Here is a 12,334-nt window from a genome sequence, read left to right on the forward strand (position 1 = left end):
CGGCGTTATCTGCAGAATAGGAGGCCATGCGCATCAGAACCCCGGCTTCCTTTCTCGCTCCCGCCTCCGCCCTTCTCTCCCTCGCGCTCCTGCTTCCCCCTGCATCCGCTGCCCCTGCCGCGGCAGATGCAGCGCTGACGCCCGAGGCCCGCATCGAGGCTCTCATCGCCCGTATGACAGTGCAGGAGAAGGCCGGCCAGCTCACCCTGTACGGCCCCGCCGACATCGACACTCCCAACAACCCCCAGGCCGGCTGGCGCAATGCACAGCAGGAGACTGCCGACGTGCGCGCCGGCCGGCTCACAGGCCTGTTCAACAACGCCGGCCTCGAAGGCAAGCGGCGGCTGCAGCAGATTGCGGTGAACGAGTCGCGCCTGGGCATTCCGCTGATCTTCGGCGCGGACGTGATACACGGCTTTCGCACCATGTTCCCGATGCCGCTGGCCGAGGCCTCCAGCTGGGAGCCGGACCTGGCCGAGCGCACCGCGCGCGCCGCGGCGGTCGAGGCCACGGCCGACGGCTTCCGCTGGACCTTCGCGCCCATGGTCGACATCGCGCGCGACGCACGCTGGGGCCGCGGCCTCGAAGGCGCGGGCGAAGACGTATACCTCTCGCGGCAGTTCGCCGCCGCGCGCGTGCGCGGCTTCCAGGGGTCGGACCTTTCGCGGCCCGACTCGATGCTGGCCACGCCCAAGCACTTCGCGGCCTACGGCGCGGGCGAAGGCGGGCTCGACTACAACGTGAGCGACATCTCGCAGCAGACGCTGCGCGAGGTGTACCTGCCGCCGTTCCGCGCGGCGCTGGATGCCGGCGCGCTCTCGGTGATGAGCGCCTTCAACGAAATCGGCGGCGTGCCCTCCACCGCCAACCACTCGCTGCTCACAGGCGTGCTGCGCGACGAATGGAAGTTCCAGGGCTTCGTGGTCTCCGACTACACGGCCGACGAAGAGCTGGTGGAGCACGGCTACGCCGCCAACCCGCGCGAGGCCGCCAAGCAGGCCTTCATGGCCGGCACCGACGTGAGCATGCAGAGCGGCCTGTACATGCGCTACCTGCCCGACCTCGTGGCCTCGGGCGAAGTGCCGATGGAGCGGCTCGACGAGGCCGTGCGCCGCGTGTTGCGCGTCAAGCAGAAGCTGGGCCTGTTCGACGACCCGATGCACGGGCTCGACGGCCCACCCGCCTCGCAGCGCCCCGAGAACCCCGAATTCATCTCACTGGCCCGCGAGAGCGCGCGCCGCTCCATCGTGATGCTGAAGAACGAGCGCATGCTACTGCCGCTGCCCAAGGCCGGCACGAAGATCGCGCTGATCGGGCCCTTCGCCGAGGGCACCGTCGACCTGATGGGCGCGTGGAGCCTGTTCCCCGGACAGTCGGCACCAGTGGGCATCGACCAGGGCCTGCGCGGGGCGCTGGGGCCCAACTCGTCGGTGAACGTGGTGCGCGGCTCGGGCATCGAGTCGACGCTGCCCGGCGGCATCGACGCCGCGGTGGCGGCCGCGCGCGATGCCGACGTGGTGGTGCTCGCCATCGGCGAGAGCGAGAAGATGTCGGGCGAGGCGCGCTCGCGCAGCGACATCGGGCTGCCGCAAGCACAGCAAGACCTGGCCGAGGCCGTGGCCGCCACTGGCAAGCCCGTGATAGTGCTGTTGAGCAACGGCCGAGCGATGGCGCTCAAGGGCGCGGTGCGCAATGCGCGCGCCATCCTCGTCACGTGGTTCCTCGGCGTGCAGACCGGCAACGCGATCGCCGACGTCGTGTTCGGCGACTTCAACCCCTCGGGCCGCCTGCCCGTGAGCTTTCCGCAAACGGCCGGCCAGGTGCCCTACTACTACGCCCACAAGCGCACCGGCAGGCCGTCGCCCGAGAACGCGCCAGGCACGTCATTCAAGACGCGCTACCTGGACGCGACGAACGAAGCGCTCTACCCCTTCGGCTTCGGCATCGGCTATTCACCGGTGCGCTACGACAACGTCGAGCTGAGTACAGAGCGGCTGCCGATGTCGGAAACGCTGCGCGTGCGCGCCACCGTCACCAACACCGGCCAGCGCGACGCGGAAGAAGTAGTGCAGCTCTACATCGGCCAGCGCGCGGCAAGCGTGACGCGGCCGGTGCGCGAGCTGAAGAGCTTTCGCAAGATCGGCATCGCGCCGGGAGCTTCAGCGGTCGTCGAGTTCACGCTCACGGCCGACGACCTTGCGTTCATCGGCCGCGACATGAAGCCGACCGTCGAACCCGGCGAGTTCGACCTGTGGGTGGCGCCTTCGGCCGCAAACGGCATCCGCAGGCGCTTCGTGCTCACGCGCGATTGACGCCGGGCGTGCAAGGCGCCGCGGCGGCTCAGTAGGTGGTCGCGCCAGTTGTGTTGGTGGCGTGTGTCATCGCCGCATCCGGCTGGTTCGCAGAAGCCACCGGCGGCTGCACCTGCGATTCCAGAACTTCCGTCGGATGGATGCCGGTGTTCGCGCGAATCGCCTCGGCCTGCACCTGCGCACGGTCGGCGCCCGACACAGGCGCCTGCACCTGCGATTCCAGAACCTCTGTTGCGTGAATGCCGTTGTTGGCGCGCATGGCGTCCTCGGCCACCGCATCGCGCGACTGGGTCGAATGCGAGATCTGCGGATAGTCGGGATCGGCCAGCCCGCCTGCGTGCGCGAGCGATGTCAGCACCAGCGCCGGAACGGCGGCAATGCAGAGGGTTGCGATACGAAATCTCATGGTTGTCTCCTTGAGTGATGACGATGAATTCACTCTAGGACGCGGTACTTACCAGGCCGTGAGAGGCCGCTTACGCAGCAGTGAGAGTTTGCTTAGATGAGCGTGAGAAGGCGCGCAACCGGCAAGGGCGCATACTGGCCCACCTTTGCTGCACCGGGGCCTCGCACGCGAGACCCTGCCCCTTTCGATGCCGGGCTATCTACTCAAGCTGGAGCGCATCGCCATCGCGGGTGCCGACGACCTCGTCATTCAATCGCTGCTCGATCGGCAACAGTTCTCGGACCCTTTGGGCACGGCTGCCGCGCAGGGAATCTCTTCTGCCTCGTGGCCAATGTTCGGGCTGCTGTGGCCCTCGGGCGCGCAACTGGCCGCGCGCATGGCATTGCACCCCGTGGTGCTGGGCGCGCGCGTGCTCGAGATCGGCTGCGGCCTCGCGCTAGCAAGCCTGGTCGGCCATCGGCGCGGCAACGACATGACAGCGAGCGACTGCCACCCGCTCGCTGGCGGCTTCCTGCTGGAGAACCTTCGGCTGAACGCCTTGCCGCCCATGAAATACAGGCGCGGCCATTGGGGCATGCAGGAGACCGGCGCCGACGGCGACGTGCACGGCCTGTTCGACCTCGTGATCGGCAGCGACCTGCTGTACGAGCGCGATGCGGAAGGCCTGCTCGCCGCCTTCATCGCCCGCCACACCAGCCCCGCCGCCGAGGTGTGGATCGTCGACCCGGACCGGGGCAACCGGTCGGCATTCAACAGGCAAATGGCGGACGAAGGCTTCGGCATGTGCGAGGAGCGGCTGGACCAGATCGCAACCGTGAGCCGGGCGGCGTATCGGGGGCGGTTGCTGACGTACCGGCGTGCGACTGTTTGAGGCTCTATATTCGGCCGCTTCTGAATCGGAAGGCTGCCTTGTGGAGACAACGAACATCCGACGCGCCAGACCGGACGATGCCAAGGGCATCGAGGCGCTGTACTGCGAGCTGATCGGCGACACGCGCGTGTGCGTCCTGCCGGAGCACATCGCCGAACTGGCGAACGACTCTCGAACGGCGCTGCTTGTTCTGGAGCATGAGGGCGTGCTGCGCGCGACGGCCTTGCTGAACTTCTGCACCGATGTGATGTACAGGGCCCAGCCCTTCGCCGTGGTCGAGAACATCGTTGTCGGCGAGGCGTTTCGCGGCCAAGGCTCGGGAGCGGCACTCCTGCGGCACATCGAAGACGAATGCATCGCGCACGACTGCTCCAAGATCATGCTGCTCAGTTCAGTCGAGCGCGGCGAAGCACACCGGTTCTTCGAGCACTGCGGCTTTGCAGGCTCGAAGAAGAAAGGCTTCGTCAAGTACCGCAGAGACTTCCAGCGCGACGATGCGGGCATCCGAACACCATGACGATCACGCCCAACCACGCCCTCCCCATCGACCACTTCCTCGACCTCGTGTCCGACACGCTGGTCAACAGCTACTGCTTTCGATCGACGGGCCGAGTGACCGCGACGATCGGCAAGAAGAACGGCCCTTTGGCCGGGCCGCTGTTCAACTACCGCCTGATATCCGACGACAGCATCGAGATCATCCATTCGGACGGGCGCATCGAACGCTGGATCGGCATCCGCGTCGAAGGCGGCCTGCTGCACGTCGAGCGCGACGGCCAACTCCAAACCTTCACGATCAGAAAACCTACCCCATGAAAGTCAAACGACTGGTCGCCAACTTCGCAACGCCCGAGCCCGCGCGTGCGGCTGTCTTCTACAAGGACATCCTCGGCCTCGATCTGCTCATGGACCACGGCTGGATCCAGACCTACGGCTCGCAGGCCGAGATGACGTTGCAGGTCAGCTTCGCGTCGGAAGGCGGCTCGGGTACGCCAGTGCCCGATCTGTCCATCGAGGTCGACGACATCGACACGGCCTTCGAACGCATGAAGGCCGCGGGCTTCGCCATCGAATACGGCCCGGCGGACGAACCCTGGGGCGTGCGCCGCTTCTACGTGCGCGATCCGTTCGGCAAGCTGGTCAACATCCTCGCGCACGCCTGACGGCCACGCGCTCTCGCGAGCCTCAATCGAGCCCGTGAAACACGCTGTCGTCCGGCCCGATATGCGAGGGCGGCGTCCAGGCAGCATCGCGCATCGAGCGGCTGACGAGTTTTTCCACGCCCAGCAGCGTGGCAAAGATCGCCATGCGCACCGGGATGCCGTTGTCGGTCTGGCGGAAGATGGCCAGGCGCGGGTCGTTGTTCAGGTCGACGCTCAGGTCGTGCGAGCCGGGGCGGCCATCGCGCGGCAGCGGATGCATCACGACCACCTCGGGCTTGCAGGCCGATTCGATGAGCGCGCGGTTGATCTCGAACGCGTTGTCGAAGCCCTCCAGCACTTCGTCGTTCGCGAAGCGCTCTTTCTGGATGCGCGTGGCGTAGATGATGTCCGCGCCAGCAAGCGCCTGCGCGGGCGTGGCGGCGGTCTCGACGACGTGGCCGTTGCGGCTCACGGCCTCCACGATTTCCGCGGGCATTGCGAGCGACGGCGGCGAGACCAGCGTGAACTTCAGGCCGCGGTACAGCGCGAGCAGCTTGATGAGCGAGTGCACGGTGCGCCCATACTTCAGGTCGCCGACCATCGCGATGTGCGCGCCGTCGACCAGCTTGCCCAGGCGCGAGAACTCGCGCTGGATGGTGTACAGGTCGAGCAGCGCCTGGCTGGGGTGCTCGCCCGGGCCATCGCCGCCGTTGATGACCGGCACGTTGGTGGCGCGCGCGAATTCGGCGACCGAGCCCTGCTCCGGATGCCGCACCACGATCGCATCGGCATAGCCGCTGATGACGCGGCTGGTGTCGTAGATCGATTCGCCCTTGGCCATCGACGAAAAAGTGAAGCCCGTGGTGTCGCACACCGAGCCGCCCAGCCGGCAGAACGCCGCGCCGAAGCTCACGCGGGTGCGCGTGCTGGCTTCGAAGAACAGATTGGCCAGCACGGCCCCTTCGAGCACGCGGCTGACCTTGCGTCGGCGCGCGATGGGCTGCATCACGTCGGCCAACTGGAACAGTTCGTCGATGGCGTCGCGGTTGAACTGGCTGACCGACAGCAGGTGGTGCGAGCCTTCAGTGGCCAGCGCCTGGCGCAAGGCACCTTCATGTGCGCTTTGCGTATATTCACTGCGCCGCCCGTCTGAAGCCAGGATTTCGCTCACGAAGCGCCGTGCGACTTCGGGCATGGCCCTGAATTCATTGGATTCGTCGGGCAGGAGCCAGGCGTCGAGCGCCCTTCTGCGGCTGCCGATGCGCTCTGCGAAAGCATCACGCGTCATGTTGAGTTGACGCATCGCGTCGCGAAGGAGCACCTGTTGCGGCATGTTCATGGGCCGCAAATATATACTCAATGCGTATATTTTGGCAACAACCACAAAGTGATCGGCCATGAAAAAACGGGCCCGAGGGCCCGTTCTTTCTTTTGCAACACCCGAAGGTGTCGTGGTCGGTGCTTACAGGCCAGCTTGGCGCGTGAACGACACGCTGGGCTTCTTGTACGCAGCCGGCACTTCGTCGCGGTAGAACGCGCGGCGGTCGAGGCTGGCGAACGGGTCGTGTGCCTTGGCAACGGCTTCGGCTTGCACGGTCGCGCGATTGGCGGTCGAGGTAAAGGCTTGTGCGCCAGCGCCCGAGGCATCGCTGTATTCGTTGCCAGCACGAGCGGCGGCAACGGCTTGCGGTGCGACTTCAGCGCGGGTCACAGAAGAGTTCACGACGTGCACGCCGTCGTAGGTTTCTGCGTGGGCTCCGGCAGCAGCCAGGAGCGAGAGGGCAGCAGCGGCGAGGATCTTCGAGGCATTCATTTCAATCTCCTTCAAGTGATGGGTTGGTGAGGAGAAGTTTGATCCTGAAGAGCCCTGAAAAACGCCGTCGAAATGAACCACGGCGTTCACAGGATTGAAACAATCAGGGCCTTGAAAAGAAGCCGGTCAATAGGGGTTGCCCCATGAAACGGCAGCCTCAGTGGCTGATCATCCACGGCCGCCTCGAAGGCGCGGACTTGGCCCCGTTGGGCGCCGTCACCGTCGCACCCCGCTTGCCCGAACTGCAGCAGCCGCAGCCCGCCGGATGCTTGAAGCGCGCGTAGTCGCGCGAACTGCCGGGCTCATGCCGTGCGCGCTCGTTGGTCTCCATGGCGCGGCGCGTGCCCGAGGCCATCAGCGCGAGCCGCGGTGCGGCTGAAAGTACGCGCGGCGAGGCGCATCCGCAATCGGGGCATGCGGCGGGCTCGTCGCGCAGGCCCGAAGGCCGCAGCGCCTCGAAGCCGCCACATTGCCCGCAGGCGTAGTCGTAAGTGGGCATGGCCTGGCTGTCTTTCAACGCAGGTCGTGCGACAGCGGCATGCTGATGCTGCCGTCGATCATCTTCACCGGGCCCGAGGCGTTCGGATTGATGTCGAAGTCGAAGATGCCCGTGGGCAGCCACAGCGTGGCGCACGAGTTGGGTACGTCGACCACGCCGCTGATGTGGCCCTGCACCGGCGCCGTGCCAAGAATCGAATAGGCCTGCGCACCCGAGTAGCCGAACTTCTTCAGGTACTCGATGGCGTTCAGGCAGGCCTGGCGGTAGGCGACGTTCACGTCGAGGTAGTGCTGCTTGCCGCTCTCGTCGACGGAGATGCCTTCGAAGATCAGGTAGTCGTTGTACTGCGGCGTGATCGGGCTGGGCTTGAAGATCGGGTTCTTGATGCCGTACTTGGCCATGCCGCCCTTGATGAGCGTGACCTTCATGTGCACCCAGCCGGCCATTTCGATAGCGCCGCAGAAGGTGATTTCGCCGTCGCCCTGGCTGAAGTGCAGGTCGCCCACGCTGAGGCCTGCGCCGTCGACGTACACGGGGAAGAACACTTTGGAGCCGCGCGACAGATCCTTGATGTCGCAGTTGCCGCCATGTTCGCGCGGCGGCACGGTGCGCGCACCCTCGGCGGCGGCCTTCGCCCTCGCCTCGCCGGTCATCTTGCCCATGTGGGCGGTGCCGGCGAACGGCGGATTGGCAAGGCCGGGCACGCGATCGGGGTCGGTGGCAATGAGCGCCTTCTCGCGCTCGTTCCACATGTCGAGCATGGGCTTGTCGGGCAGGCAACCGATCAGGCCGGGGTGGATGAGGCCCGCGAAGTTCACGCCCGGAATGTGGCGCGAGCTGGTGAACATGCCCTTGAAGTCCCAGATCGATTTCTGCGCTTCGGGAAAGTGGTCGGTGAGAAAGCCGCCGCCGTTCTTCTTCGAGAAGAAGCCGTTGAAGCCCCAGAGGCTGTCCTGCTTGGCGCCGATGTCGAGCAGGTCGACTACCAGCAGGTCGCCGGGCTCTGCACCCTTCACGCCCACAGGGCCCGAGAGGTAGTGCACCGTGCTCAGGTCGATGTCGCGCACGTCGTCGGCGCTGTCGTTGTTCTTGATGAAGCCGCCGGTCCAGTCGAAAGTCTCGAGGATGAAGTCGTCGCCCGGGTTGACCCAGCAGGCCATCGGAATGTCCGGGTGCCAGCGGTTGTGAATCAACTCGTTCTCGGTGGGCGACTTGGTCAGATCGACCTTGATCAGCGTGTCCGTCATTTGCAGTGGCTCCTGGTTGGGTTGTGGTTGAACGGAAATCAAACGGAGAGGTAGGCCTTGATGTGGTCCACGTCGGTCTTGTCGCGCGCGGTCTCATGCACGAGGCGGCCGCCTTCGATGACGAAGAGCCGATCGGCCACGTCCATCGCAAAGCTGAGCACCTGCTCGGACACGACGATGGTGATGCCGCGCAGCTTGCGGATCTCGTTGAGTGCCTTGGCGATGTCCTTGATGATCGAAGGCTGGATACCTTCGGTGGGCTCGTCGAGCAGCAGCACCTTGGGGTCGGTGACGAGGGCGCGTGCAATCGCAAGCTGCTGTTGCTGGCCGCCCGAGAGGTTGCCGCCCTTGCGGCTCTTCATGTCCCACAGCACGGGGAACAGCGCGTAGATTTCTTCGGGAATGCGGCGGGTCTTCGAGTTCTCGAGCCCGGTCTGGATGTTCTCTTCCACCGTCAGTGTCGGAAAGATCATCCGGCCCTGCGGCACGTAGGCAATGCCTTTTGCCACGCGGCGGAAGCTCTCGTCGCGCGACACGTCCTGGCCCGCCACTTCGATGCGCCCGCTCTTCAACGGCAGCACGCCCATGAGGCTCTTGAACAGCGTGGTCTTGCCCATGCCGTTGCGGCCCATGATGGCGATGGTTTCGTTGGCATGGCCCTCGAAGGAGATGCCGTGCAGGGCCTCGCTCTGGCCGTAGGCTACGTGCAGGTCTTCTACCTTCAGCATGAGGTTGCTCATATCTTTGGACTCTCTCGGGTTGTGTTCGGGGTGCTTGCACAGGCCGCTGGTGCACGACTGATCAACGACTGCTCTGTCCAACGATCACGTCGATGGGGTGCCTTGCGCAGCGAAATAAAGGAGGAGCCCGAAGGGCGGGGGACATTCGCGGAGCAAGGTACCCCGTCGGCGTGATCGCACCCTGAACGACGGCCCTTCATCTAGTGCCCCAGATAAACATCGATGACCTTGGGATCAGCCTGCACCTTCTCCATAGGCCCCTCGGCAAGGATCTTTCCCTGGTGCATCACGGTGACCTTGTGCGCGATCTGCTTCACGAAGGCCATGTCGTGCTCGATGACGATCACCGCGCGGTTCTGGCAGATGCGCTTGAGCAGGTCGGCCGTGAGCTCTCGTTCGCGCGCGCTCATGCCGGCGATGGGCTCGTCGAGCATCAGCAGCTCGGGCTCCTGCATCAGCAGCATGCCGATCTCAAGCCACTGCTTCTGGCCATGGCTCAGCAGGCCGGCCTCTGTGTCGAGACGGTCGGCCAGGCCGATCTCTTCCGCAATCGCCTGCACCTTGGCCTTGACCTCATCGTCGCACTTGAAAGCCAGCGCGCCGAACACCGAGCGGCCCTTCGGGAACGACACCTCCAGGTTCTGGAACACGCTCAGGTTCTCGTAGATGGATGGTGTCTGGAACTTGCGGCCGATGCCCAGCCGCACGCGCTTGTGCTCGGCCATCTTCGTGAGCTCGGTGTTCTTGAACTTGATGCTGCCCGCGCTTGCGCGCGTCTTGCCGCAGATCAGGTCGAGCAGCGTGGTCTTGCCTGCCCCGTTGGGGCCGATGATCACGCGCAGCTCGTTGCGGTCGATGTACAGCGTGAGGTCGTCGATGGCCTTGAAGCCGTCGAAGGAGACGGTGAGGTCTTCCACGGCGAGCGCGAAGTCGGTGTTGCTCATGAGGGTGTGGCTCCGGGTTCAGTCGTCAGGCGCGCTGGCTGCCGACGCCTTCGGGCAGCGTGGGTTCGGGTTGTGATGCTGTCGGCGGCGCCACTGGTGCGGCTGCAACCGGCGGCTTGACGGCTGCATCGCGCAGCGCCTGGCGACGCGACTTCCACCACGGCCGGATCTTTTCTTCCCACACTCCGGCAAGCCCCATCGGGAACGCCATGGTCACGCCGATGAAGAGCCCGGCCATCAGGAACAGCCACAGGTCCGGAAAGCTCTCGGAGAACAGCGTCTTGCCCGCATTCACCAGCAGCGCGCCGTACACCGCGCCCACCAGGCTCATGCGCCCGCCTACCGCGCAGAAGATCACCATCTCGATCGAGGGCACGATGCCCACGAAGCTCGGCGACATGAAGCCCACCTGCAGCGCGAACATCGCACCACCGATGCCCGAGAGCCCGGCCGCCAGGCAGAAGATGAAGACCTTGAAGTTCGACACGTCGTAGCCCGAGAAGCGCACGCGGTCTTCCTTGTCCCGCATGGCAAGCAGCAGCGTGCCCAGCTTGCTGGTCTGCACCCAGCGGCACAGCAGGATGCTCGCTACCAGCAAGCCGACGCAGACGTAATACAGCACGTACTTGGCGCTGTCGGTGCGCGTGTCCCAGCCCAGCATCGTCTTCAGGTCGGTCATGCCGTTCACGCCGCCCGTGTAGCCCTGCTGGCCGATGATGAGCACGGTGCAAATGAGCGCAACCGCCTGCGTGATGATCGCGAAGTACACCCCTCCCACGCGCCGCTTGAACATCGCAAAGCTCACGAGCCAGGCCAGTGCCATCGGCGCCAGCACCACCAGCGCAAGGCTCAGCGGCAGGCTCTTGAAGGGCAGCCACAGCGTGGGTAGCTCGGTGATCTGGTTCCAGTCCATGAAGTCCGGAATGCCAGGCGTCGACTGGATCTTGGTCGTGATGGGATCGGAGGCTTCGAGCTTGAGGAACATCGCCATCGCATACCCGCCGATGCCGAAGAACACGCCCTGCCCCAGGCTCAGCACGCCGCCGTAGCCCCACACCATGACGAGCCCCACGGCCACGAAGGCGTAGGTGAGGTACTTGCCCACGAGGTTGAGGCGGAAGATGTCGAGCGACAGCGGCAGCACCACCGCGAGCAGCAGCACCAGGAGCAGCAGGCTGCCGAGCTGGTAGCGCTGGATCGAGGCCTTGATGAAATTCATCGATGACTCCAAAGCAAAAAAGAGGAGTTGAATGCGCGCAGGAACCGTAGCGAGCGGCCCGAGGTCGCATTGAGGACCGGAGCCGCACTCTCGTGCGGCGAGGACCGCAGATGCGAGATCGGGTCGCGCAGTAGGTTCATGCGTGCCTTCAACGGCGGACCTTGACGGCGAACAGGCCTTGGGGGCGCATCATCAGAATCAGCACGATCAGCGACAGCGTCAGCACCTTGGCCATCGAGCCGGTCATGAAGAACTCGGAGATCGACTGCGTCTGCGCAATGCCAAAGGCCGAAACCACCGTGCCGAAGAGGCTGGCCGCGCCGCCGAAGGTGACGACCAGGAAGGCGTCGACGATGTAGAGCGAACCCGAGGTCGGCCCGGTCGAGCCGATGGTGGTGAAGGCCGCGCCCGCCATGCCGGCAATGCCGCAGCCGATGGCAAAGGTCAGGCGGTCGGTCTTCTTCGTGTCGATGCCGGTGGCGTTGGCCATCGTGCGGTTGGCCACTGTGGCGCGCACCCGCAGACCCCAGCGGCTCTTGTGCAGAGCGATGAGCACGCCGCCCGTGACCAGCGCTGTGAGCGCCAATACGAACAGGCCGTTGATCGGGATGTCCAGGCCTTCATGCGGCGTCCACGAGCCCATGAGCCATTCGGGCAGCGTGGGACTCACTTCCTTCGGGCCGATGAAGGTGCGAAAGATCTGCTGCAGACCCAAGCTCACGCCCCAGGTGGCGAGCAGCGTGTCGAGCGGTCGCTTGTACAGGTGGCGAATCAGCACCCACTCCACGATCCATCCGGTGACGAAGGCGAAGACGAAGGCCAGCCCGATGGCGATCGGGAAGTAGTACGGCATGAACGCCGGCGCCAGGCTTTCGGTGATGCGTGCAGCCAGGTAGATCGAATAGGCGCCGATGGTCATGAACTCGCCATGCGCCATGTTGATCACGCCCATCTGGCCGAAGATGATCGCCAGGCCCAGCCCCATCAGCAGCAGCACCGCGAAGAGGCTCAGCCCCGCGAAGCCCTGCATGAGGCCGATGTTCATCATGTCCGACAGAGTCATGGCGGGAAGTCCGGAATGTTGGAGTTGCCCCCTCTCCCGCCAGCGGGAGAGGGTTGGGGTGAGGGCCGACGGCCTGCT

14 protein-coding genes are annotated in these 12,334 nt (G+C 65.2%); 5 read left to right on the plus strand and 9 right to left on the minus strand.

The genetic code is table 11. From position 1 onward, the window contains the following. Positions 1-26: 26 nt before the first annotated feature. Positions 27-2,312, plus strand: a complete 2,286-nt coding sequence (locus ACZYSP_RS04825; protein WP_093073612.1) for a glycoside hydrolase family 3 N-terminal domain-containing protein — start codon at positions 27-29, stop codon at positions 2,310-2,312. 28 nt (positions 2,313-2,340) lie between these two features. On the opposite strand, the gene ACZYSP_RS04830 is transcribed toward ACZYSP_RS04825, so the two are convergent. Continuing rightward, positions 2,341-2,718: a hypothetical protein gene (locus ACZYSP_RS04830; RefSeq protein ID WP_093073610.1), complete on the minus strand. Its 378-nt coding sequence runs from the start codon at positions 2,716-2,718 to the stop codon at positions 2,341-2,343. Between the two features lie 187 nt (positions 2,719-2,905). Between ACZYSP_RS04830 and ACZYSP_RS04835 the strand changes: the two genes are divergently transcribed. From ACZYSP_RS04835 to ACZYSP_RS04850, 4 genes are read left to right on the plus strand one after another with little or no spacing between them, the layout of a single operon-like run. Beyond that, positions 2,906-3,589 (plus strand): class I SAM-dependent methyltransferase, encoded by a 684-nt coding sequence (locus ACZYSP_RS04835; protein WP_093075120.1) that lies wholly within the window; start codon positions 2,906-2,908, stop codon positions 3,587-3,589. Between the two features lie 40 nt (positions 3,590-3,629). Continuing rightward, a complete protein-coding gene (locus ACZYSP_RS04840) occupies positions 3,630-4,106 on the plus strand; it encodes a GNAT family N-acetyltransferase (protein WP_218149734.1) in 477 nt (158 codons plus the stop codon). Further along, entirely contained in the window at positions 4,103-4,405 is a 303-nt protein-coding gene (locus ACZYSP_RS04845; RefSeq protein ID WP_093073608.1) for a hypothetical protein, read from the plus strand. Before ACZYSP_RS04840 ends, ACZYSP_RS04845 begins: the two co-directional genes overlap by 4 nt. Continuing rightward, positions 4,402-4,752 carry a VOC family protein gene (locus tag ACZYSP_RS04850; RefSeq protein WP_093073606.1) on the plus strand — a complete coding sequence of 117 codons (351 nt, stop codon included), beginning with the start codon at positions 4,402-4,404 and terminating at the stop codon, positions 4,750-4,752. Before ACZYSP_RS04845 ends, ACZYSP_RS04850 begins: the two co-directional genes overlap by 4 nt. A 22-nt stretch (positions 4,753-4,774) precedes the next feature. Here the strand turns inward: ACZYSP_RS04850 and ACZYSP_RS04855 are convergent, their stop codons facing one another. The 8 genes from ACZYSP_RS04855 to urtB all read right to left on the minus strand — a co-directional run bounded on the left by ACZYSP_RS04855 (position 4,775) and on the right by urtB (position 12,256). Further along, positions 4,775-6,070 carry an aspartate carbamoyltransferase gene (locus ACZYSP_RS04855; RefSeq protein ID WP_093073604.1) on the minus strand — a complete coding sequence of 432 codons (1,296 nt, stop codon included), beginning with the start codon at positions 6,068-6,070 and terminating at the stop codon, positions 4,775-4,777. Between the two features lie 123 nt (positions 6,071-6,193). Further along, positions 6,194-6,544, minus strand: a complete 351-nt coding sequence (locus ACZYSP_RS04860) for an alpha/beta hydrolase (protein WP_093055861.1) — start codon at positions 6,542-6,544, stop codon at positions 6,194-6,196. A gap of 157 nt (positions 6,545-6,701) precedes the next feature. Then, positions 6,702-7,043: a zinc ribbon domain-containing protein gene (locus tag ACZYSP_RS04865; RefSeq protein ID WP_093055998.1), complete on the minus strand. Its 342-nt coding sequence runs from the start codon at positions 7,041-7,043 to the stop codon at positions 6,702-6,704. A gap of 14 nt (positions 7,044-7,057) precedes the next feature. Continuing rightward, positions 7,058-8,290 carry a formamidase gene (fmdA, locus tag ACZYSP_RS04870; protein WP_093055859.1) on the minus strand — a complete coding sequence of 411 codons (1,233 nt, stop codon included), beginning with the start codon at positions 8,288-8,290 and terminating at the stop codon, positions 7,058-7,060. 38 nt (positions 8,291-8,328) lie between these two features. Next, positions 8,329-9,018 carry an urea ABC transporter ATP-binding subunit UrtE gene (gene urtE, locus ACZYSP_RS04875; protein ID WP_093075114.1) on the minus strand — a complete coding sequence of 230 codons (690 nt, stop codon included), beginning with the start codon at positions 9,016-9,018 and terminating at the stop codon, positions 8,329-8,331. A 212-nt stretch (positions 9,019-9,230) separates the two neighbouring features. Further along, a complete protein-coding gene (gene urtD, locus ACZYSP_RS04880) occupies positions 9,231-9,974 on the minus strand; it encodes an urea ABC transporter ATP-binding protein UrtD (protein ID WP_093073602.1) in 744 nt (247 codons plus the stop codon). Between the two features lie 25 nt (positions 9,975-9,999). Then, positions 10,000-11,193, minus strand: a complete 1,194-nt coding sequence (gene urtC / locus ACZYSP_RS04885; protein ID WP_093055855.1) for an urea ABC transporter permease subunit UrtC — start codon at positions 11,191-11,193, stop codon at positions 10,000-10,002. A 148-nt stretch (positions 11,194-11,341) separates the two neighbouring features. Then, positions 11,342-12,256, minus strand: coding sequence for an urea ABC transporter permease subunit UrtB (gene urtB, locus ACZYSP_RS04890; protein ID WP_093073600.1), 915 nt, complete (start codon positions 12,254-12,256; stop codon positions 11,342-11,344). Positions 12,257-12,334 lie beyond the last annotated feature (78 nt).

It is taken from the genome of Variovorax sp. F042 (assembly GCF_057814215.1).

Bases quoted from the DNA above. Each gene is read 5' to 3' on its own strand.
- ACZYSP_RS04845 (WP_093073608.1), top strand. From the start codon at position 4,103: ATGACGATCACGCCCAACCACGCCCTCCCCATCGACCACTTCCTCGAC.
- fmdA (WP_093055859.1), bottom strand. From the start codon at position 8,290: ATGACGGACACGCTGATCAAGGTCGATCTGACCAAGTCGCCCACCGAG.
- urtD (WP_093073602.1), bottom strand. From the start codon at position 9,974: ATGAGCAACACCGACTTCGCGCTCGCCGTGGAAGACCTCACCGTCTCC.
- ACZYSP_RS04830 (WP_093073610.1), bottom strand. From the start codon at position 2,718: ATGAGATTTCGTATCGCAACCCTCTGCATTGCCGCCGTTCCGGCGCTG.
- ACZYSP_RS04850 (WP_093073606.1), top strand. From the start codon at position 4,402: ATGAAAGTCAAACGACTGGTCGCCAACTTCGCAACGCCCGAGCCCGCG.
- ACZYSP_RS04855 (WP_093073604.1), bottom strand. From the start codon at position 6,070: ATGAACATGCCGCAACAGGTGCTCCTTCGCGACGCGATGCGTCAACTC.
- ACZYSP_RS04865 (WP_093055998.1), bottom strand. From the start codon at position 7,043: ATGCCCACTTACGACTACGCCTGCGGGCAATGTGGCGGCTTCGAGGCG.
- urtB (WP_093073600.1), bottom strand. From the start codon at position 12,256: ATGACTCTGTCGGACATGATGAACATCGGCCTCATGCAGGGCTTCGCG.
- urtC (WP_093055855.1), bottom strand. From the start codon at position 11,193: ATGAATTTCATCAAGGCCTCGATCCAGCGCTACCAGCTCGGCAGCCTG.
- ACZYSP_RS04825 (WP_093073612.1), top strand. From the start codon at position 27: ATGCGCATCAGAACCCCGGCTTCCTTTCTCGCTCCCGCCTCCGCCCTT.
- ACZYSP_RS04835 (WP_093075120.1), top strand. From the start codon at position 2,906: ATGCCGGGCTATCTACTCAAGCTGGAGCGCATCGCCATCGCGGGTGCC.
- urtE (WP_093075114.1), bottom strand. From the start codon at position 9,018: ATGCTGAAGGTAGAAGACCTGCACGTAGCCTACGGCCAGAGCGAGGCC.
- ACZYSP_RS04860 (WP_093055861.1), bottom strand. From the start codon at position 6,544: ATGAATGCCTCGAAGATCCTCGCCGCTGCTGCCCTCTCGCTCCTGGCT.